This window comes from Aquirufa antheringensis (genome assembly GCF_004307425.1).
GTDB classification, from domain to species: domain Bacteria; phylum Bacteroidota; class Bacteroidia; order Cytophagales; family Spirosomataceae; genus Aquirufa; species Aquirufa antheringensis.
Genome location: NZ_SEWZ01000003.1, coordinates 399,309 through 420,785, shown reverse-complemented (window position 1 = coordinate 420,785; position 21,477 = coordinate 399,309). Strand labels below are relative to the sequence as shown.

Below are 21,477 nucleotides of genomic sequence, written 5' to 3'. Positions count from 1 at the left end.
CCAATAATTAGCCTGTTCTTTTAAGGTCTAAATTGACCTAATTTCCCCAAGCCAAAATCGAGGTCATAACGGAGGAAAATTTGATGAAAACCAGACGCTTCACTCGAAGTAGTCGAACCAAGTGTCGATACATTTTTACCCAGAAAATCATACGAATAACCTACTCTAAAATTCATACCTAGCGGCACCTCCAACGAACCTAATAAAGCTGGATCACCAAACTCCGAGCCCGTCTGCTGGTACCACAACCCAATACCAAGTTTTTCTTGGTACCAAAAAACAGCATTTAAATCCACTTTCGTCTGCAGATCCTTTCGTAAAACGGTTCCCACTTTTAGTGTATGCAAATCACCCACGGGGAAATAATAGGACGCTTGCAAATATAGAGGCGCATCACCCAAGCCATCAAATCGATTAGTAGGCTTCGAAATTCCCACCATCAAGGCTTCTTTTCGATAGGTCACCCCTATCCCGATACTTCCTAAAAGCTCACTAGAACCCGATTTGCCTAAAATGGGATATTGATTCACCCCTACATTAATTCCATAGCTCAATTGATTCCCTCTCCCCCAATGCTCATGCTTAGAAGCGACTACCGCTAATCCTAAGTTAGAAGATATCAGTCCTGAAGGAGTTGCATAGGATTGATCCGTATTGTATCCCAAAAACCCCAAGCCCCAGCTCCCCTTTTGCAAAGGCATATCGATGCTCATCAATTGTTGAGAAGACGAGGCACCGCCTATCGTCTGAAAGAGAGGTTTTTTGCGAAAGATCCCTTTGGCAGAAAAAATCTTCTGCGCTCCTGCATCCGCTGGATTAATAGCTAATGGGAGAAATGGATAAGCCATCCGCAAAGATTCTTGCTGGGCGTGAACTGCGAATGAAAGGAATAAAAGCAAGGCAAGTTTTCTCATAAAAACTGACAATGTGACACCTCTCGCTGTCTTGGAATTAAAATTGCAAAAGAATGCCCAAATGTAGGATTATTAATTTTAAAAAATATGAAAGAAACAGGTAACATCTCCATTCACACCGAGAACATTTTTCCCATCATCAAGAAATTTCTCTATTCGGATCACGAGATTTTCCTTCGTGAGCTAGTTTCAAACGCCGTAGATGCGTCCCAAAAAATCAAGCGCTTAAGTTCCATTGGTGAATTTAACGGTGAATTAGGGGAACTAAAGGTGAAAGTTAGTTTTGACAAAGACAAAAAGACCATCACGATTTCTGACAACGGTATCGGTATGACCGCAGAAGAAATCAAGAAATACATCAACCAAATCGCCTTCTCTGGAGCTACGGAATTCGTAGAAAAATACAAGGACCAAGGAGATGACAAAGGTATTATCGGACATTTTGGTCTGGGTTTCTATTCGGCCTTTATGGTGGCGAAAGAGGTCGAGATCATCTCTAAATCCTACCAAGAGGGTTCCGAGGCCGCTACTTGGAAGTGCGACGGTTCTACCGAATACACGATTGGATCAGCCAAAAAGAAAACGCGCGGAACAGATATCATCTTGCATATCGCAGAAGATTCAGAAGAGTTTTTAGAGGAGTTCAAATTAAAGTCGATCTTGGAGAAATACGGCAAATTCTTGCCGATTGAGATTGAGTTTGGCGATAAGGTAATCAATAATCCGAACCCGATTTGGACTAAATCTCCATCTGATTTAACAGACGAGGATTACTTGAAGTTCTACGAGGAATTATACCCTTTCCAAGAGAAACCTTTGTTCTGGATTCACTTAAATGTGGACTATCCGTTTAATCTAACGGGTATTTTATATTTCCCAAAAGTGAAAAACGAGATGCAATTGCAACGCGAAAAAATCTCCCTTTACAGCCGCCAGGTATTCATCACCGATGAGGTAAAAGACATCGTTCCTGAATTCTTGATGTTATTGCACGGGGTCATCGACTCACCCGATATTCCATTAAACGTCTCTCGCTCGTTCTTACAAGCAGATTCGAACGTGAAGAAAATCAATTCGTATATCACGAAGAAAGTAGCGGATAAATTAGCTGAATTATTCAAATCGGATCGCCCTGGATTCGAAGAAAAATTCGCAAATATCGGCTTATTCATCAAGTACGGAATGATTTCGGACGAGAAATTCTTAGAGAAAGCAAAAGATTTTTGTCTAGTTCAAGATACAAATAACAAGTATTTCACGTTAGACGAATACAGTGAAGAGGTGCAAGCTGCCCAAACAGACAAGGACGGAAACAAGGTGTACTTGTATACCACCGACGTCGAGCAACAAGATGCCTTTATTCAATCCGCCCAAAACAAAGGTTACTCAGTCATTAAATTGGATACCCTGATCGACAGCCACTTCATTAACACGATGGAGTCTAAATTAGAAAAGACGCAATGGAAGCGTGTAGATGCTGATGCAGTCGACAAATTAATTGATACGGGGATTACTTTGGAAGCGATTTTATCGGATGCTCAAAAAGAGAGCGTGAAGAAAGTCTTCGAAGAAACCCTAAATGACAAACAAAAAGTAGTGGCCGTAGAGGCAATGTCACCGGATGAATTACCTGCCATCGTGACTCAAAACGAGTTCATGCGCAGAATGAGTGACATGTCGAAGACCGGCGGTGGCGGTATGGGCATGTTTGGAGCTATGCCAAACACCTATAACATCACCATCAACGCGAACCACCCATTGATTAGTAAACTAGCTGATTTGAAAGACGAGAGCGAACAAAAAGCGCTAGCGAAACAAATCTCAGACCTAGCTTTACTATCGCAAAATCTATTAACGGGGGCTGATTTGACAGCCTTCATTAAGAGAACAGTGGGAGGTTTTTAAGAAATCTCCTTAAGACAAATAAAAAGAGCCGCTAATTATGCGGCTCTTTTTTTTATTGCTTACGCACCATCAACTTCTTTGTGGCGACAGGTTTACCATCTACGAGCAGCTGGTACATATACAGTCCACTATTCAATTCACGCAAGGATATTTTAGCGCTGCGATCCTCTTTATCCAGTTCGACTTCCTTTACCACTAATCCTAACACATTATAAATCGCTATTTTGACCTCTTGGTTATTACCCGAAAATTGGTAATCGACCAAAGCATAATCGGCAGCCGGATTAGGATATAAATGGGAAACGAAAATACGATCCGCCTGAAATAAATAGGGGTCATTTTTGAATCCTAGCAGAGCTACTAGGACTAAAATTAAAGTGATATGTCGCAATACTATTTTCATTCTCAAATCGTTGAGACGAAATTAGTACATTTTCTGATGGCTCTGTCCTTTTTAAGGTTTTTTAACAAGGACTTGGTATTCCACCCGTTTCAGAATGGTTTGGAGGGATGGCTTTTCGGAGATTCTCCAGCGGAATCCATCTAATTCTTGCAGATCACCTTTCCATTCTTTGGGAGGCACGAACTTAGCCTCTGGCTTCGTGATAAAAGCAATCTTCTTCACCTTATTATCTTCAAAAAATAAGTTCATTCGACTACATTCAACTCGATTTAAACCAGTAGTTACTCTCTTATCATCGATGACATAATAGATACTCTCCCCATTCCCCTCTACATTCACCCGGTTCAGCTTAGAATCCTCTTTGAAATGAACCCACACTTTTCTGCCTTTGATTTGATTATAATGATTCGCAGAATCGATAGAAATAACGAATGATTTGCCGCGCAAACGCATTTCCTTTAGCTTCTGATTTCCCATAAATAAGGAAATGGAATCCGCTTGAGATTGCGAATCCTGGGTCCAGAGAATCGGTTTTTGGTAGAAATGAATAATCGAATCCTGCACATTATACCCTAGCGAATCGCATCTACCAGATAAATCTGACTTGTAAATGAGGACATTTTTGTAGGCAAATAACTTTCGAATCGAATCCTTTTTAATGTTAACAGAAACGAGAGTATCCGCCGTCAAATACAGCGTGTCTTTCTCCATGATGTTTTGCATCCACGCGTGGCCATAAACCCGAGTGATACCCGTTTTACCCGCATAACGGCCATTATCCCCTTTCAGGATTACTTTTTCTTTTTGGCTAACGAATTCAACCTTCCCTTTTGCCACCCCAATTTGGGTAGGAGAATCGTAAAATAAGGTATCTGCTGTCAGAATATATTCGTCGGTTTTTGCCGTCGAACGACCTGTAAAATTCGACACCTTCGTGATCGTATTGTAGAAACCGCGACTGGTAATGACGGTATCTTTTTTCGTCACAATTTCCGTGGGTGCAATGAAAAAGGCTTCCTTGGAGAGCGTGTTGTATTTCAGTGAATCTGCTTTTACGGAGCCTCCTTCTTTATCGATGACGCGAACCTTCTCTTTAAATAAAAAATTCTTAGTCGTGGTATTGTAAAAACCTTCGCGACTCGTCAGGGTAGATTTTTTATCGATGATCTTAGCTCCTGAATGATAGATGGCCATTTTGGAGTTTAAATCATAGTCTAATTTGGGCGTATTCAAGATAATCGTATGATCATCTAATTTCACCCGGCCGCTGATATAGGCCTGGCGCATATTGCCATTGTATAAAGCCGTATCACCCGTAATGGTTACCGTATCGGCTTGAATGATGCGCACGTGGCCGTAAGCTTCCACGTTATTCGTGGTAGAGTTCAAAACGGCCTGATCACAGTAAAGTGTCGTCGTTCCTTGTTGCAATAATACGCGACCTACCAGGGTTTTGCGCATGATTAAATCCTGTTGCATTCCATTCAAACTGTCCGCTCGAATGACTTGCAAAAGTTGCCCCTGCGCTTGTGTTAAAAACGACAAACTCAGAAGAAATACCAGGAAAATCCAACCTTTGTAACGCATCTTGAAATTGAATCGCTAATTTCGTAGCTCCATTGAACACGCAATTTACCATTTTTATGCTGGAAGATTTTATCCATTTTGTCCAAAAAGAGAATTTATTCCAACCCGACCAGAAAATTCTAGTCGCCGTGAGTGGCGGAATTGATTCTGTTGTGTTGAGTAAACTGTTTTCTTTGGCCAAATATAAATTTGGAATCGCCCACGTCAACTTCAGCCTTCGCGGTGAAGAATCGCTTGCGGACGAGGTTTTCGTGAAGAAATTCGCCAAAACCCTCAAAGTCCCCTACCACACGATCTGCTTCGACACAAACGCATACGCCACACAGGAAAAGATCTCCACCCAAATGGCCGCTCGCATTTTGCGCTACCAATGGTTTGAGGAAATCCGTGTAAAAGAAGGTTATGATTTTATTGCGACCGGTCACCACCAATTAGACAGCGCGGAAACGATGCTCATTAATCTAGTTCGAGGCACTGGAATCGCCGGTTTTCATGGTATTCCCATTAAATCAGGAAATTTAATCCGTCCCTTATCATTTGCCAGCCAAGACGCTATTTTCGACTTTGTAGTCGCTCACAAATTGGCTTGGCGTGAAGATTCTTCGAATGAATCGACCAAATACCAACGCAATTTCATTCGCCACGAAATAATGCCCAAGTTCCAAGAACTGAACGCCCATTTCGAGCAAACCCTCGCAGCCACTAGTTCAAAAATCAAAGGGATAGAAGCCTGGATGCAAGAAGAATTGCAAGCTTTTATCAGCGAAAACAGCTCAATTGATGCAGCTGGGAATATAACGGTCAAAATACCTTCATTAACGCCAAAAAGCACCGTTTTACTCACTGAACTATTACTCAGCTACCACTTCAATTCGACCTCCATCGAAGCCATCTTACAGTCGGATAAAGTAGGTGCCATTTTTGAATCTCCTAGCCATAGTTTGAATATCGATCGCGGCCAATGGATCATATCACAGAAAAGTCAAGCGGATTACAAACCCATCGTCATCTCGGAGGAAGATGAAGTCATTCAACTGGGAAATCAAGAATTACATATTTTCATCGAAGAAAGAACGGCTGACTGGAAAGCAATCACGGATCCGAATGTGGCTTGTCTTGATGCAGACACACTTGATTTTCCTCTTGAAATACGTAAAGCACAAGAGGGCGATTGGTTTTGTCCTTTAGGGATGAACCAAAAGAAGCTTATCTCGGACTTCCTAACGGATAAGAAAGTGCCCTTGGCTATCAAAAAGAATACTCAAATCCTTTTAAGCAAAGGTTCTGTTGCCTGGATCCTAGGGCAGCGAATTGATAATCGGAATAAGGTGACGGATAAGACGGAGTTGGTAGCGGTGTTTGAACTAAAAAGCACAGCTTTTTAGTTCAAATCAAATACTAAAGAGCAAAGACCAAATATCAATGTTGGAATCCCCTGCGGGGATAGTATTGGAAAAAAAATCTATTTGAACTTTGAACTTTGCTCTTTGAACTTTGAGAGCAGATTATTAAAATAATAAAGGGCTCAGGTGAGCCCTTTATTATTTTAATAATCTGCGATACGCCTCCGTCCTAATCGGATCCAACGTACTCAGGTATGTAAAAGCTTGCTGACGTTCAGCCGGAAGGGCTTCGTCCAGAAGGGAAATGATTTCTTCTGATTTGGCATCAAAAAAGACGCGAATACTAGCCGCACCTGGGCGCAAGGTATTCATCTCCCTAATCGACTTCAATAGATCAAGAATTCCCTTTCTGGCTGCATCCGGATTCTCTGACATTTTATCCAAATAGAGGCGATGGTACTGGTAGTTCACCTCTCGCATGCCCTGCAAATTTTGGTTAATTAAGTTCTCCGATACACCCATTCTGCTGCGAACATCAGAGATGACGCCCCAGCCAGAACCAGCGTTTTGGGCTAGATTCGTTAGATTATTTAGTTTCTGAACGAAAGGTTCTCCTCCTTTTGGGGCAAAAGAATCATATGAATAGCTTAGTCCCAAATAAGCATAAAATGCCATCATCGAACTCAAGTTATCCGAAAAGCTATTGTCATTGTAGGTAATAGGCGTACCTAATTGGTACTTGAAATTGAAATTCTTGTCCACTAAATTCAATAAAACCGTTTCATAGGAGGTACCGTAAATGGGACGCAAAACTTGTACACGCGCTGTTGCCTCGATGTCTCCCTGGGCGGAGGACTTCGTTAACAGTAAATTAATCGTTAATTTGATTTTTTCTTCGGGTGCAAAATTATCTGATGACCACCTTCGGCCATTCATAAATTCCTGCATTGTTCGTTGTAATTCAGCATAGACTTGAGAACCGCCTCGCTGCTGGTCGAGCTGTAATTGCTCTGTACTGATACTAATAGAAGTTAAAAGTTCTTGAGCTTGAACAGCCCAAGAACTTAAAAGGAATATCAACAGAAATCGCATTGATTTCATGATCGATCTATTAAAATCACAGGTGACTAGTTTTCAGTTGTACCTTCTTCGCGGTTTCTGAAATCTACTTTATCAGCTAAAAAATCATCGATAGCTAAAGCGGAAGGCTTAGGCATACGCTCGTAGTATTTAGAGATTTCGATTTGCTCGCGGTTCTCAAAAATCTCTTCTAAATTATCTACAGAAGAAGCGAACTCAGATAATTTACCTGATAATTCTTCTTTCATCTTGCTTGAAATCTGACGTGCACGTTGTCCTACGATCGAAATCGATTCGTATACGTTACCAGTTTTAGCAGCGATCTTATCTACATCACGTGTAATGATGGATGGATTTGTTGGAGTCTTAGACATCTCTATATAATTTAAGATTGCAAATTTAACGTTAATTTTTAAGAAATACTATTGAGGGCTCGTAGCAATTTTCGAAGTATTCGACTTCTCTTTTTCCTGCAATACCTTGTATTCTGCTTCTAATTTGGCGATTCGGGTGACCTCATTTTGGCTCTCCGTGTACCATTTTTCAGCTGTTTTCAGTAACGAACTCTGTGGATACTTATCGATGAATTCTAAATAGAACTTCAATACGTCTTCGTAGCGCTCCTTTTGTTTGAATTCGACTGTACTTTTTGCCAAATCAAACTGGGAAACTACCTTGAAATAAGCCATCTCCTCATTGTAATCAGAATCAGGGAAGTCACGTTGGAAATTCGTAATCTCAATCACAGCAGACTTCAAAGAAGCGATGTTAAAGGGAGAGGTTTTGTAATACAATTTAGCCTTTTCATAAGCTTTCTTCTCCAGTTTCTTCCGCAAATCCTTGATCATCAAACTGCAATCTTCCCGGTATTTAGAATCTGGGTAATTATTCAAATAGCTCTGCAATTCATTGATAGCCGCTAAAGTACCCGTTTGATCTAAATTGAAATTAGGGGAATCCTTGTAAAGCGAAAAGGCAGCCATGTAAATCGACTCTTCTGCATATTCTGAACGAGAAAACACTTCAGAGAAACGCTTAAAGTGCGTATTAGCAACGGTATAGTTTGCTAATTCAAAATCACATTTGGCCTGGTAAAAAGTGGCCATTTCCTGCGTAGAATCACCCGTTAATAGCGGCAAAACCTCATCAAAAAGAATCCCAGCCTTATCAAACTCTTTCTTCTTATAATAATCAACCGCGGCTTTGTACTTAGTCGTAACGCTCGCGCTCTTTCTGAACTTCTCGAACTTCCCACACGCACTTAAACCGATTAAGGCGATTAAACAAACTAGTATTTTATTTTTCAAATTCATAAGCCCGCAAAGATACGTTTATTTTCTGAATTGTAGGTGATAGAGTTGCGCATATAAACCATCTAAAGCCAATAATTCATCTTGCGTCCCGCGCTCTTTAATTTCCCCTTTATCCATCACTAAAATTTGATCTGAATTCCGAATGGTAGACAAGCGATGGGCAATCACAACTGCTGTACGCCCTTTCATCAAGGTAGAAATCGCCTGCTGAATCAACACTTCTGTCTCAGAATCCACGGAAGAGGTGGCTTCATCCAGTACAATAATCTTCGGATTATGGACCAAAGCACGCACAAACGAAATCAACTGCCTTTGCCCAACACTCAAGGTAGCTCCACGTTCTTTTACCTCATAATCATAGCCACCTGGAAGTGAAAGAATAAAATCATGGACACCCACTGCTTTCGCGGCTTCTACCATTTTATCCTGAGTGATCGACTCATCACCTAGATGAATATTATAGGCAATCGAGGAGCTAAACAAGAACACATCTTGTAATACCACCGCGATGTTTTTGCGCAAAGAGCCTATTTCGTAAGAGGTCAAAGGAACGCCATCGATGTTGATCTCACCACTTTGGCAATCATATAAACGACCTAATAAACCAATAATGGATGATTTTCCAGCTCCAGTCGCTCCCACAATCGCACAGGTTTTTCCCGCTTCTACCGTAAAACTCACGTTTTTAACGACCCACTCTGGCTCTTGGTAAGCGAAAGTGACATCTGAAAATTCAATTTTTCCTTCGATGTGATCCGCCTGAATGGTTCCGTTGTTTTGGATATAATCCGTCGAATCTAAGAGCGTTAAAATGCGCTCCGTCGACACTATCCCCATTTGTAGTGTATTGAAACGATCCGCTAACATCCGAATGGGACGATAAAACAAGTTAATAAACATGATGAATGCGGTCAAGGTCCCCACTCCCATCTCTTCCTTCACAATGTAGGTGGATGCTGCCCAGACAACTAGCCCCGTACCAATCGCCGCAATGACGTCCGCCACAGGAAAAAAGACCGAATAGGCCAAAATACCACGAATATTAGCGTCACGATGTTCCTCGTTAATGCGGTTGAATTTCGCTAATTCTTGCTTTTCGGCGTGGAACATTTGGACAATCAACATCCCAGAAATATGTTCCTGCACAAAGGAATTTAGATTTGCGACCGCCGTTCGAACCTCATTGAATGATTTCTTGATGTATTCTTTGAACACATAAGTCGAAAAAATCATAAAAGGGACTGTCGCAATAATAATCAGGGTCAAGCGCCAATCCGCATAAAACATCACCCCTAAAATCAGGAATAATTGCAAAAGATCGCCCGCGATAGAGGCTAGTCCTTCTGAAAAAACGTCATTCAATGTTTCGATATCCGACACCGTCCGCGTTACTAAACGCCCGATAGGTGTCGCGTCAAAGAAAGCTAATCGCAGATGAACAATCTTCTCATACAATTGAATGCGAATGTCGCGGATGACGGTTTGGCCTAAATAACCGGCTAAATACGAAGTAGAAAACTGCAAACCTGTTTGCAATAAGAGGGCCCCCAGCATCCAACCCAGCATACGAACTAAATCGGAGGCAAAAGTCAAGCCTAGGTAATTATCTAAAGTATAGCGAATTAAAAGGGGGACAACAGGGGAAATCCCTGCCATACAAAGAATCAAAAAGACCAGAAACCAAAAGCGAAAACGGTAGGGCTGAATAAAGCCATACAACCGTTTAATGATCTGAAAATCGAATGTTTTACCGGAATTAGCTTCTTTCACTGTTCATTTTTTCGATGGAGGAAGAAGCCGCGCAGGTACCACAGCCTTTGGCACAGCTCCCTGCATTCTTACCCCAAAACTGATTGTATACCAGGCGAACTAAATAAACGAGCGCCGCAGCAAATACCAAAAAGATGATCCCGTTTTCCATATTAATCAAACCACTTAGATTGCAAAGTTCCTAAAAATTCCGAGAATATGGGACCTGCACCAATAATTTCACCCGTAAAAATAACGTCCTGGCCACCCGAAAAATTGGTCACCATTCCTCCCGCTTCTTCAATAATGATTTTACCTGCAGCGACATCCCAGGGCTTCAGATTAGCCTCAAAAAAGCCTTCAAAACGACCGCAGGCCGTATAAGCTAAATCAATGGCCGCCGCACCCATGCGTCTTAAACCGTGCGAAGAACGCATTAGTTCCTTCAATAAATCTAAATACCGGTCTTGGTAGGAGAAATCGTAATAGGGAAATCCGGTGGCTAATAAAGACTTAGACAAGGAATTTTCAGGAGAAACCTGAATGGGTTTGCCATTCAAATGCGCTCCGTGTCCCTTCACCGCGGTAAATAATTCATCGCGATTAGGCTCATAAATCAAACCTAGAATGGGCTGTTTATTCAGGATCAAACCCACCGAAACGGCGAATACCGGCAGCTTGTGCAGGAAATTCGTGGTTCCATCTAGAGGATCAATCACCCAATAATAACCCTCCCCTACTTCCTCGTAATTCGACGAAGTTTCCTCCGCGATAAAGGCCGCCTCTGGAAAAATAGCTGAAAGTCCTTGTTTTAATTTCGCTTCGGCCTGCTGATCCACAAAGGAAACTAAATCATTCGTTCCTTTATAGATAATATCCGAACTCGTAAACTGCGATGATTGCGCAAGAATCCATTGGCCGGTCTCCCGAACCAGTTTCGAAGATTCTTTCAATACATCGGTTAACGCTTTCATTATTTTTTAGCCACAGGTTTTACGCTTGCCAAAGGTCCTTTCAACCAATCCGCAATAATCTGTTGCGTCTCTTTCAAATACGTATCTTTCGCATGCTTGTCTTTTTCTTTAGAAACCAACTTCGTGTCTTCCGCTTCAGCACCTGCCAACACTTCCATCACAGCCGCAGCCTCATCTGGCTTTTTCTTTTGGTCATCTAGTTCTTTCTTGCGCTTATCATATTGCAATGCAATCGAATTCGTTTCCTTTAATTTCTTCCAACGCTCTAAATCCTCTTTCAATTTCAATAGCTCAGGCTTCGTTTTCAAGCGATTTTGGAAAGCCACCTGTAATTGCTTCACCGTAGCAGGATTCACTTTTCCTGTCTTCGTAAACGTAGTCGAACGAATCATATCCCAAGGTAACGCACTTGGCTGAGAACTTTCACCAAATTCCTCCGCAGAGAAAGCCGATGGTAAAGCGAAATCAGGACTCACCCCTTTATGTTGTGTAGAACTTCCTGTGATGCGGTAGAATTTTTCCAAAGTAATCTTCAATACACCTGGATTTTCCTTCTCCGAACGAACGAAACGACTTAAATCTAACACGCTTTGAACGGTCCCTTTACCGTAGGATTGCTCCCCTACGATAATTCCTCGTTGGTAATCTTGAATAGCACCGGCAAAAATCTCCGAAGCGGAAGCAGAGAAACGGTTAATCAATACAGCCATGGGACCATCGTAGACTAATTCTGGATTCTCATCATTTTCCTGTGTGATTTGGCCAGTTGATTCTTTACGCTGCACCACCGGTCCAGAGGTAATAAACAAGCCTGTTAAATCAACCGCCTCGATTAAGGATCCACCACCATTATTGCGCAAATCAATTAACAAGGCATCGATTCCTTCTTTCTTGAACTCCAAAAGAAACTTGCGCACATCTGCTGAGGTAGATTTAAAGCCTGCCTCATTATTGCGAGCACCTTCGAAGTCACGGTAGAACATGGGTATCGTGATTAAACCAATTTTGATGGTTTTGTCTCCTTGCTTTTGGAACAAAATCTCTTTCTTCGCCGTCTGCTCTTCTAGTTTAATCTTTTCGCGAACGATACGCACCTCTGTGGTCGGCGAACCCGTCACTCCCGAGGCAGGTAAAATCTTTAAGCGAACGACGGTTCCTTTAGGACCACGGATTAATTTCACCGCATCATCCGTAAACCAACCGATGATGTCGACGAATTTTCCATCCTCTCCCTGTGCTACTCCCACGATTCGGTCTTTCGGGTTCACTTGCTTGCTGCGATATGCGGGGCCACCCGGAACTAAGTCTACAATACTTACGTAATCGCCTTCTAGACGAAGTGTAGCACCGATTCCTTCGAAACTTTGGGACATATCCTTATTGAATTCTTCCGCCGCCTTGGGAATCATGTAGGTTGTGTGCGGATCAATGCTTTCCGTGTAGGCGTTCATAAAGACTTGGAAAACGTCTTCTGACTTCGTTTTCGCCATGTACTTTTCCGTCCGCTTGTAACGCTCTTTTAATTCGCGCACAGAAGTTGTATCCGCTTTACCACCGATTTTCCAGTCTAATAATTGACGTTTTAAATCCTTACGCCAAAAATCATCCAACTCCGACTCCGATTTCGCCCATGTCGCTTTCTCTCGGTTTGGCTGGTAGGTTTCATCAACGGTAAAATCCGTTGGCTTATCCAATTGTGCCGTAATGAAAGCGTAACGTGCTTTCATGCGACTTTGGTACACATTATAAATCTGAAAGGCTGAAGTTAAATCCCCTAAGTTTAGGGCCTCATCAATCGTAAAACGATACTTTTCTAATTCATCTATATCCGATGCCAAGAAGAACACCTTATTCGGATCCAATTGCTTGATATACGAATCGAAAATCTTCGAGGACAAGGAATCATTTACCGGCACTTTGCGGTAATGGTAATTGCTCAAAATCTCAAATACCTTACTCTCTACCTTGCGTTGCAAAGCAGAGGGTTGCAAATCACCTTCTTGGTAATTGATCTGATTTTGCAGGTCTGAACCGTGCATAAACCAAACAACCAATAAGGAAAGCGGGATGAAAATAGGAAGTATCTTCTTCATAGATTTATTTTTCAATCTCTAATAATTCCACTTCAAAAACTAAAGCAGAATAAGGTTTGATGGTTTGACCACCACCACGAACGCCGTAAGCGAGATATTCAGGTACAAATAATTTAAATTTAGACCCTACCGGCATTAATTGCAAAGCCTCAACCCAGCCAGGAATAACTCCTGTCACCGGAAATGAAATAGGTTCGCCACGTTGAACTGAGGAATCAAATACCGTTCCATCGATCAAAGTACCATGGTAATGGGTTTTCACTTTATCAGTTGAAACCGGCTTAGGACCTGATCCTAATTTGATGATTTTATATTGTAAGCCAGAAGAAGTCACCACGATGGAGTCTTTCTTTTTATTTTCTGCCAAAAACTTCTCTCCAGCCTCCTTGTTAGGTAAAAACTCTTTCGATTTTTCTAAGGCAAGCGCCTCTTGATTTTTCATCATGTAAGCCGAAACCACATTTTGACATTCTTGTTCTGTCATTTTCAAAGCGCCACCTTGGGTAGCTGCCTCGAAGCCTTTGGCCACCATCGCTGGATTTAAGGTCACTTTTTGAGACTTAAAATTCTGAGCCACAAGCACGCCCACGGCATAAGAAACAGAATCCACTTGATTTGCGAATTCTTTCACGGGTACTTTCGTTACCGAAATAGTCAACTTAGGTTTAGTTGTGGGCTTCTTTTTAGTCTGTGCTACAGAACTCAACGAAACAAGACAAGCAAAAATGGCTAATAATTTAATTTTCATAAAATAGAGAATTGATTTAAAAACAAAGGTTCGAAGATAAGCAAAAATGCCTCTTTTTCAAGAATTTTAACGGCATTTAACTGTTGGGATTTTGTTATCAAAAAGTTCATCTTTAAAAAGTCTTATGATTAACGTCTTTTTTTGTAAAAATTATGGGAATATTGAAATTTCCTAGCTAATTTTGCACCCGAAATTTGATTCAAAATAAATAGTTTAAAAATCAGTTTAAAATTATTAAACCCCTCCATTTTATATGGCATCAGTAAGACCAGATGAAGTTTCAGCAATTTTAAGGGAACAATTATCCCAAGCTAAAACTGTCGCAGAACTAGAAGAAGTAGGTACCGTACTCCAAGTGGGTGATGGTGTGGCACGTATTTACGGCCTATCTAACGTGCAAGCAGGTGAGTTGATCGTTTTTGAAAACGGTCTAAAAGCGTTAGCCTTGAACTTAGAAGAGGATAACGTAGGTGCTGTATTATTAGGCGACTCTAGCTCAGTTAAGGAGGGTGATACTGTAAAAAGAACAAACCTAATCGCCTCAGTTAAAGTAGGTGATGGTATTTTAGGTCGTGTGGTAAACACCTTGGGTGAGCCTATCGACGGAAACGGTCCTATTACAGGTGATTTATACGAGATGCCTTTAGAACGTAAAGCACCCGGAGTAATCTTCCGTCAACCCGTTACAGAACCATTACAATCAGGTATCAAAGCGATTGATGCAATGATCCCAGTAGGTCGCGGACAACGTGAGCTAGTAATCGGTGACCGTCAAACAGGTAAAACAGCGGTTTGTATCGATACAATCATTAATCAAAAAGAATTTTACGATAAAGGAGAACCCGTTTTCTGTATCTACGTAGCGATTGGTCAAAAAGCTTCTACTGTGAAGCAAATTGAGCAAACTTTGCGTAAAGCAGGTGCGATGGATTACACCGTTGTTGTTTCTGCTTCAGCAGGTGATCCAGCTCCGATGCAATTCTACGCTCCCTTTACAGGTGCAGCGATCGGTGAATTCTTCCGTGATACAGGTCGTCCAGCTTTAGTCGTTTATGATGACTTATCGAAGCAAGCGGTAGCTTACCGTGAAGTTTCCCTTTTATTACGTCGTCCACCAGGACGTGAGGCGTATCCAGGTGACGTTTTCTACCTACACTCTCGTTTATTAGAGCGTGCAGCGAAAATCAACAACTCGGATGAGATTGCTCGTAATATGAACGACTTACCAGAATCGATCAAACACTTAGTGAAAGGTGGCGGTAGCTTAACAGCTCTTCCGATCATCGAAACACAAGCAGGTGACGTTTCGGCTTACATTCCTACGAACGTAATTTCGATCACCGATGGTCAAATCTTCTTAGAAACAAACTTGTTCAACGCAGGTATTCGTCCAGCGATTAACGTAGGTATCTCGGTATCTCGTGTGGGTGGTAACGCTCAGATCAAGTCAATGAAGAAAGTAGCGGGTACATTAAAATTAGATCAAGCTCAATTCCGTGAATTAGAGGCCTTCTCTAAATTCGGATCTGACTTAGATGCTTCGACTAAATTAACGATCGATCGTGGTCGCCGTAACTTAGAAATGTTAAAGCAACCTCAATTCGCACCACAACGTGTAGAGGAACAAGTTGCGATGATTTATTTAGCTACAACTGGTAACTTAGATAATGTGCCAGTAGAAAAAGTTCGTGAATTCGAACAAGATTTCATTCAAGTATTACGTGCGACAGAAAATGATACGTTAGTAGCATTAGGTCAAGGGAAATACGATGATGCCTTAACCGCTACCTTGAAGCGTGTGGGTAATGAAGTAGCAGCTAAGTACAAAGCATAAAATTAGAATACTATGGCTTCCTTAAAAGAAGTAAGAAATAGAATTGTATCCGTTAACTCGACGCAACAAATCACGAAAGCTATGAAAATGGTTTCCGCTGCGAAGTTGCGTCGTGCTCAGGATGCAATCCACCAAATGCGCCCTTACGCTCAGAAATTAGCGGAAATGATTGCAACGGTTTCTGCTCAAACAGAGGCAGGCGCAGAGAATCCTTTCACAGAAGTGCGTGAGATTAAGCGGGCATTAATCATTGTAGTAACGTCTGATCGTGGACTTTGCGGCGCATTCAATGCGAACGTAGGAAAAGCGACGATGGCTTTAGTACAAGAGAAATATGCAGACTTGAACGCGGCTGGAAACGTAGAGGTTTTGGCACTAGGAAAAAAAGGAGGAGAATACCTTTCTCGTCGTGGATTTAAAGTGAATGAGGCTCACGCTGACATTTTCACTCGGTTGAATTTTACGAATGTACGCGAAATCGGTGAAGTGGTTTTAAACTCCTTCATAGAGAAGCAATTCGATGTAGTAGAAGTTCTTTTCAACTATTCGAAAAACGTAGCAACTCAAATCATCCAAACAGAGCAATTACTTCCTTTAGTAGCCTCAGAATCAGGCGAAAAGGCAAGTTCAGTGGATTACATTTTTGAACCGTCTGAGGAAGAAATCATCTCTGAATTAATTCCAAAGTCAATCAAATTATCGATCTTCCGTGCCCTATTAGAATCAAATTCTTCTGAACACGGTGCGCGTATGACAGCGATGGATAAAGCGACTGATAACGCAGGTGAATTAATTAAAGCATTGAAATTAGAGTACAACCGTTCACGTCAAGCAGCCATTACGAAGGAAATCTTAGAGATCGTAGGGGGTGCAGAGGCGCTAAACGCATAAGTATAACAGCTTACCTAACAAGAAAGCCTTTCTTTGCAGAAAGGCTTTTTTTAGCTAAAATGAAAAATAACGTAATTCACAGCACGGATGAGGAGCAAGAAACCGCTGTCTTAGTAGCCGTCACTTCTCAAAAGCAAACGGCCGAGCAAACGGCAGAATACCTCGCGGAATTAGCATTTCTAGCTTCTACTTCAGGTGTTTTGACCTTAGCCACGTTTACACAAAACTTAGCCAAACCCGACAACCGCACCTACGTGGGAAAGGGGAAATTAGATGATATCATTGCCTATCTAGTGGCTAAAGATGTGGACATGCTTATTTTTGATGACGACCTAAGCCCGTCTCAGGTCCGTAATATCGAATATGAAATCTCGCTTTTAGGCAAAGAGATGAAAGTATTAGATCGGAGTTTACTCATACTCAATATTTTTGCCCAAAGAGCAAAAACACTTCAGGCCAAAACGCAAGTAGAACTCGCACAATACCAATACATGTTACCCCGATTAACCCGTATGTGGTCTCACCTTTCGAAACAACGAGGTGGTGTAGGTATGCGTGGTCCAGGTGAAAAAGAATTAGAAACGGATCGCCGTATCGCAAACGATCGCATTTCGTTTTTGAAAGATAAATTAGAACACATAGATAAGCAATCGTATACGCAACGAAAAAATAGGGACCGAATGGTTCGCATTTCACTTGTGGGCTATACAAACGTTGGCAAGTCTACATTGATGCAAAAATTAGCGAAAGTGGATGTCTTCGCCGAAAACAAATTATTCGCTACAGTCGACTCCACCGTCCGCAAAGTAGTTTGGGAAGGCATTCCTTTCTTATTAACGGATACCGTAGGTTTTATTCGCAAGCTCCCTACCCTCTTAATCGAATCCTTTAAATCGACCTTAGATGAGGTGCGCGAGGCGGATGTCTTATTGCACGTGGTAGATATTTCCCACCCGAATTTTGAGGAGCAAATCGAAGTCGTTCAAGGAATCCTAAACGAAATGGGCGTAGGTGACAAACCAACCATCCTAGTCTTTAACAAAATCGACCTCTTCCCTGTCGAAGATATTTTCTTTGAAGGATCCGAAGTGGGTCTAGATGGCGAACCAGAATTAAGTAAAATGGACCGAGTAACAGCCTTTTTAAAACGAACACACTGGCAAACCAATACACCTAAAACCGTTTTCATCTCCGCAGAACAACGCAGTAATTTAGCCGAACTTCGCGAGACGATTATGGACACCCTAAAAGACAAACACATGCAGATTTTCCCGAACTGGCTGGAGGGAAATCACTTGATGGGGCATAGTGATGGGTATACACCGGAATCAGAGTAGAGATAATAGAGTAGAGAGTAGAGATTATAGAGTATAGATTATAGAGTAGAGAGTAGAGATATTGGCGCTGTAGTTCAACGGATAGAATAGGCGTTTCCTAAACGCTAGATGCGGGTTCGATTCCCGCCGGGGCCACCCAGAGGGAAGCAGAAGAGCGCCCCTTCTAAACGCTAGATGAGGCCGGGGTCGCGCTCGACTCGATTCCCGCCGGGGCCACATAGTCACTTCGTGACAGTCGCTAGTCGCTAGTTGACAGTAGTCAGTGGACAGTCCGGAGGGAATGAGTCCGGAGGACGAACATTTCACGAGGTCATCCCCGCAGGGGATTCCAACTTTGAACTTTTTGCTTTGCTCTTTGTTCTTTGAAGACGCGCAGCGTCAAATATTTCACGAAGTCATCCCCGCAGGGGATTCCAACTTTGTACTTTTTGCTTTGCTATTTGTTCTTTGAAGACGCGCAGCGTCAAACATTTCATGAGGTCATCCCCGCAGGGGATTCCAACTTTGAACTTTTTGCTTTGCTCTTTGCTCTTTGTTCTTTTGTAAATAATAAATTACTTGATCCATCAACTTTACACAAACGTTAGTGATTTACCTGAAACTTGGGATCAGGTATCGAATTCGTGCATTTTCTTGCAGCGCCGCTATTTAGGGGTTTTGGAAATATCAGCCCCTGCGAATATGCGCAATACGTTTGTTGGTGTATTTGAAGGTGAAAAATTAATCGCCACGGCTTTATTCCAAGAAATAGATTTAGCCCTTCTGAGTAGTTTTGGTGAGAGGGATCATTATTTTTTAACTCAGGTTCGGAATTTCTTATTCCGTCAATTTGCCTCGAAATTATTGATTGTTGGAAACAATTTATTGAGTGGCCAAAATGCCTACAGCTGCTTGCCCGATGCGAATGAAAAAAAGGTACTGGAAAAACTGAAGGAGATTTGCCTGCTTTGGCCCAATAAACCTCACTTAACTATTTTCAAAGACTTTACAGTAGCGCAATCAAAACCATTTGAAATACCTGCCTTTTCATCTGATTATCCGTTTAGCTCTCAACCCAATATGGTTTTCGAGATTAATTCTACCTGGAAAACAGAGGAAGATTATGTGGCTGATTTGACAAAAAAATACCGGGATCAATTTAAGCGATGTCGTAAGAAAGGCATTTCTATTCGGACTAAAGAATTGAGTCTAGAAGAAATCGCACAAAACGAGGAAACGATCTATTCTCTGTATCTGCACGTTGCCACAAATGCCCCATTTAATACTTTTATTCTACCAGAAACACATTTTTCTGTTTTCAAAAAACAAATGGCTGATGACTTTATTCTTCGCGGCTATTATGATAACGAGCAACTCGTGGGCTTTACCACTGTTATTCGCCACGGAAATGAATTAGAAACTTATTTTTTAGGCTATGATGACTCCATTCAACGAGAGAAAATGCTCTATTTGAATATGTTGTATGACATTATCAACTGCGGTATTTCACAGGGTTTTGAACGGATCATTTTGGGAAGAACAGCACTTGAAATTAAAAGTTCAATAGGAGCTATTCCGGTACAATTGAACGGTTTTATGCGCCATTCCTATACGTTAATACACCAAAATCTGAGCTGGATTTTTCCTTTCTTAGAACCAAAAACAAATTGGATTCAACGCCATCCCTTCAAAGATTAAATCGCAGAAGAATCGATTAAGCACTCCACATTAGGATGCATCCATAAAAATGATGCGGGACAATCAGTACCAATTTTACGTTCCATAATCCGTTTAACAGCTTCTTGCTTTCCCTTTCCTGTAATCAAGAAAATAATTTTCTTTGATTGCATGATCCCCTCCATACCTACGCAAAGCCCATAGGCAGGTTCATTTCCTTGCGATAAGGCAGGATCATGCGCTATAGTAGAGTCCGCTAAAATGGCTTTGTGAAAATCAGGATTTAAAGTAGCACCAGGCTCATTAAAGGCAATATGCCCATTTTTACCTAATCCTAAAATACAAATATCAAACGGGCCATTCTCCATCGTAAATTGACTAATCCGCTTACACTCAGCATCCACTTCTTCGGGTGCCGTATCAAAAGTCGTATATCGGTCATCTGAGATCTCCAAAGGGCCCAATAGGTGCTTTTTTAGATACGTTTCACACGAATCAGAATGAGTTAAGGGAATAATTCCCCATTCATCCATTTTCATCACCCGCATTTTAGCATAAATCGACTTCTGTTTTGACATTTCTGCATACATCCCCGTAGGACTCCCACCGGTCGCAGCACAAAAGAGTAATTCAGGATTATTTTTAACTTCTGATGCAATCAATTGTGCAGCCTTTTCACTTAAAGTAGCATAATTTTCTAGGTAGGTAATTTTCATTGAGCTTGGTTTTAAGGGCAATATACCAAAAAATGAAGGGATCATTTTTAACTCTTTGCAAATAAATTAATTGGTATCCTAATTGATAAATAAAATTATCAGTTTACTGATAATTTGCCATTTTGAAACACCAATAAATGCCCTAAATTAACTCTAAACATGCATTTTACGGAAATATCAATTTCTATATAATTTATGTTATAACGCATTTAAAACCTTTTATGTAGCTTGCTTTAGCCTTTGAATAAATGCCTAACCACGAAAATAATGAGTCCCAGAAAATACCTAACCCTACTTTATACCTTTCTATTTATCTGCATAATTCCCATCTTAAGGCTTTCTGCCCAAGATTGGAATTATCAGATGGGTTTAAATGCAGCCCATCTTCGCTTCCAAAGTCCTGCAGGGATAGCCCAGAATTCCATTCGACCAGATGCTGGTTTGCACCTTTCCATTTATCGCACTCATCAACTACTGGATTCCTCTAAAACACCGTCTGCTTTTCTGCGTAAACTTGATTACCAAGTGGGGCTCGCTATCGACCAGTTTAATGCGGTAGGAGAGACACAAAATACTCCCTTCTCCTATACTTCAACTTATGTCGGACTCAACACAGGCTTAGGCATAAAATCGCGTTTAGGCAGAGGAATTAGTCTTTCTTATGGCGGAACGTTGCAAGTTAAGCAACTCATTTTAGGCGCTCAAAAAATGGGAAATCAAGTCTATGATTTACAAGGCAACCCTCAATTTGACCGAATTTTATGGCATGTGGGGGCGCAAGTGAAGCTAGCCAAACAGTTGAATGATCAAGTAGCTATTTATGCCTTCTTTTCTAACAACTGGCAACTCAATACTAACCAGAAAGACGGAAGCCAATTCGCTATCAATCCTGTTTCATTCGGTTTTGGAATTCAATATTCTCTTCTAAAATAGC

The 21,477-nt window shown here is 41.4% G+C and carries 19 protein-coding genes and 1 tRNA gene; 8 read left to right on the top strand and 12 right to left on the bottom strand.

The window, feature by feature from the left end; translation table 11 throughout:
• Nucleotides 1–20: 20 nt before the first annotated feature.
• Nucleotides 21–914, bottom strand: a complete 894-nt coding sequence (locus EWU21_RS07600) for a type IX secretion system membrane protein PorP/SprF (protein ID WP_130896217.1) — start codon at nt 912–914, stop codon at nt 21–23.
• An 87-nt stretch (nt 915–1,001) separates the two neighbouring features.
• Here EWU21_RS07600 and htpG point away from each other — a divergent pair, with 87 nt between their 5' ends.
• On the top strand, nt 1,002–2,819 hold the full coding sequence (gene htpG, locus EWU21_RS07595; protein ID WP_130896216.1) for a molecular chaperone HtpG: 1,818 nt from the start codon (nt 1,002–1,004) through the stop codon (nt 2,817–2,819).
• A gap of 52 nt (nt 2,820–2,871) precedes the next feature.
• Here htpG and EWU21_RS07590 read toward each other — a convergent pair whose 3' ends face one another.
• Together EWU21_RS07590 and EWU21_RS07585 are read right to left on the bottom strand one after the other, a co-directional pair.
• Entirely contained in the window at nt 2,872–3,222 is a 351-nt protein-coding gene (locus EWU21_RS07590) for a T9SS type A sorting domain-containing protein (protein ID WP_130896215.1), read from the bottom strand.
• A 51-nt stretch (nt 3,223–3,273) separates the two neighbouring features.
• Nucleotides 3,274–4,809, bottom strand: coding sequence for an OstA-like protein (locus tag EWU21_RS07585; RefSeq protein WP_130896214.1), 1,536 nt, complete (start codon nt 4,807–4,809; stop codon nt 3,274–3,276).
• A gap of 56 nt (nt 4,810–4,865) precedes the next feature.
• Here EWU21_RS07585 and tilS point away from each other — a divergent pair, with 56 nt between their 5' ends.
• The gene (tilS, locus tag EWU21_RS07580) at nt 4,866–6,194 is read left to right on the top strand and encodes a tRNA lysidine(34) synthetase TilS (protein WP_130896213.1); all 1,329 of its coding nucleotides are present in this window, start codon (nt 4,866–4,868) and stop codon (nt 6,192–6,194) included.
• Nucleotides 6,195–6,350: 156 nt separating this feature from the next.
• Here the strand turns inward: tilS and porD are convergent, their stop codons facing one another.
• From porD to EWU21_RS11415, 8 genes are read right to left on the bottom strand one after another with little or no spacing between them, the layout of a single operon-like run.
• Complete coding sequence (gene porD / locus EWU21_RS07575; RefSeq protein WP_130896212.1) at nt 6,351–7,253, bottom strand: type IX secretion system protein PorD; 903 nt, start codon at nt 7,251–7,253, stop codon at nt 6,351–6,353.
• 26 nt (nt 7,254–7,279) lie between these two features.
• Nucleotides 7,280–7,606, bottom strand: coding sequence for a DNA-directed RNA polymerase subunit omega (locus EWU21_RS07570; protein WP_130896211.1), 327 nt, complete (start codon nt 7,604–7,606; stop codon nt 7,280–7,282).
• A 48-nt stretch (nt 7,607–7,654) separates the two neighbouring features.
• Nucleotides 7,655–8,545, bottom strand: a complete 891-nt coding sequence (locus EWU21_RS07565; RefSeq protein WP_130896210.1) for an outer membrane protein assembly factor BamD — start codon at nt 8,543–8,545, stop codon at nt 7,655–7,657.
• 18 nt (nt 8,546–8,563) lie between these two features.
• Nucleotides 8,564–10,315, bottom strand: coding sequence for an ABC transporter ATP-binding protein (locus EWU21_RS07560; protein ID WP_130896209.1), 1,752 nt, complete (start codon nt 10,313–10,315; stop codon nt 8,564–8,566).
• Nucleotides 10,302–10,466 carry a FeoB-associated Cys-rich membrane protein gene (locus tag EWU21_RS07555; RefSeq protein ID WP_130896208.1) on the bottom strand — a complete coding sequence of 55 codons (165 nt, stop codon included), beginning with the start codon at nt 10,464–10,466 and terminating at the stop codon, nt 10,302–10,304. The genes EWU21_RS07560 and EWU21_RS07555 overlap by 14 nt, the downstream gene beginning before the upstream one ends.
• Before the next feature lies 1 nt (nt 10,467).
• The gene (locus EWU21_RS07550) at nt 10,468–11,268 is read right to left on the bottom strand and encodes an inositol monophosphatase family protein (RefSeq protein WP_130896207.1); all 801 of its coding nucleotides are present in this window, start codon (nt 11,266–11,268) and stop codon (nt 10,468–10,470) included.
• Entirely contained in the window at nt 11,268–13,361 is a 2,094-nt protein-coding gene (locus EWU21_RS07545; RefSeq protein ID WP_130896206.1) for a carboxy terminal-processing peptidase, read from the bottom strand. Before EWU21_RS07545 ends, EWU21_RS07550 begins: the two co-directional genes overlap by 1 nt.
• Before the next feature lie 4 nt (nt 13,362–13,365).
• Nucleotides 13,366–14,109, bottom strand: a complete 744-nt coding sequence (locus EWU21_RS11415) for an FKBP-type peptidyl-prolyl cis-trans isomerase (protein ID WP_130896205.1) — start codon at nt 14,107–14,109, stop codon at nt 13,366–13,368.
• A gap of 253 nt (nt 14,110–14,362) precedes the next feature.
• On the opposite strand from EWU21_RS11415, the gene atpA reads away from it, so the two are divergent.
• The 5 genes from atpA to EWU21_RS07515 all read left to right on the top strand — a co-directional run bounded on the left by atpA (nt 14,363) and on the right by EWU21_RS07515 (nt 19,848).
• On the top strand, nt 14,363–15,943 hold the full coding sequence (gene atpA, locus EWU21_RS07535; RefSeq protein ID WP_130896204.1) for a F0F1 ATP synthase subunit alpha: 1,581 nt from the start codon (nt 14,363–14,365) through the stop codon (nt 15,941–15,943).
• 12 nt (nt 15,944–15,955) lie between these two features.
• The gene (gene atpG / locus EWU21_RS07530) at nt 15,956–16,834 is read left to right on the top strand and encodes an ATP synthase F1 subunit gamma (RefSeq protein ID WP_130896203.1); all 879 of its coding nucleotides are present in this window, start codon (nt 15,956–15,958) and stop codon (nt 16,832–16,834) included.
• Between the two features lie 59 nt (nt 16,835–16,893).
• On the top strand, nt 16,894–18,171 hold the full coding sequence (gene hflX, locus EWU21_RS07525) for a GTPase HflX (RefSeq protein WP_130896202.1): 1,278 nt from the start codon (nt 16,894–16,896) through the stop codon (nt 18,169–18,171).
• 62 nt (nt 18,172–18,233) lie between these two features.
• Nucleotides 18,234–18,310 (top strand) — tRNA-Arg (locus tag EWU21_RS07520).
• Nucleotides 18,311–18,729: 419 nt separating this feature from the next.
• The gene (locus tag EWU21_RS07515; RefSeq protein WP_201738099.1) at nt 18,730–19,848 is read left to right on the top strand and encodes a GNAT family protein; all 1,119 of its coding nucleotides are present in this window, start codon (nt 18,730–18,732) and stop codon (nt 19,846–19,848) included.
• On the opposite strand, the gene EWU21_RS07510 is transcribed toward EWU21_RS07515, so the two are convergent.
• On the bottom strand, nt 19,845–20,543 hold the full coding sequence (locus EWU21_RS07510; RefSeq protein WP_130896200.1) for a 6-phosphogluconolactonase: 699 nt from the start codon (nt 20,541–20,543) through the stop codon (nt 19,845–19,847). The genes EWU21_RS07515 and EWU21_RS07510 overlap by 4 nt on opposite strands.
• Nucleotides 20,544–20,810: 267 nt before the next feature.
• Between EWU21_RS07510 and EWU21_RS07505 the strand changes: the two genes are divergently transcribed.
• Nucleotides 20,811–21,476, top strand: a complete 666-nt coding sequence (locus EWU21_RS07505; RefSeq protein ID WP_130896199.1) for a hypothetical protein — start codon at nt 20,811–20,813, stop codon at nt 21,474–21,476.
• Nucleotide 21,477: the final 1 nt, after the last annotated feature.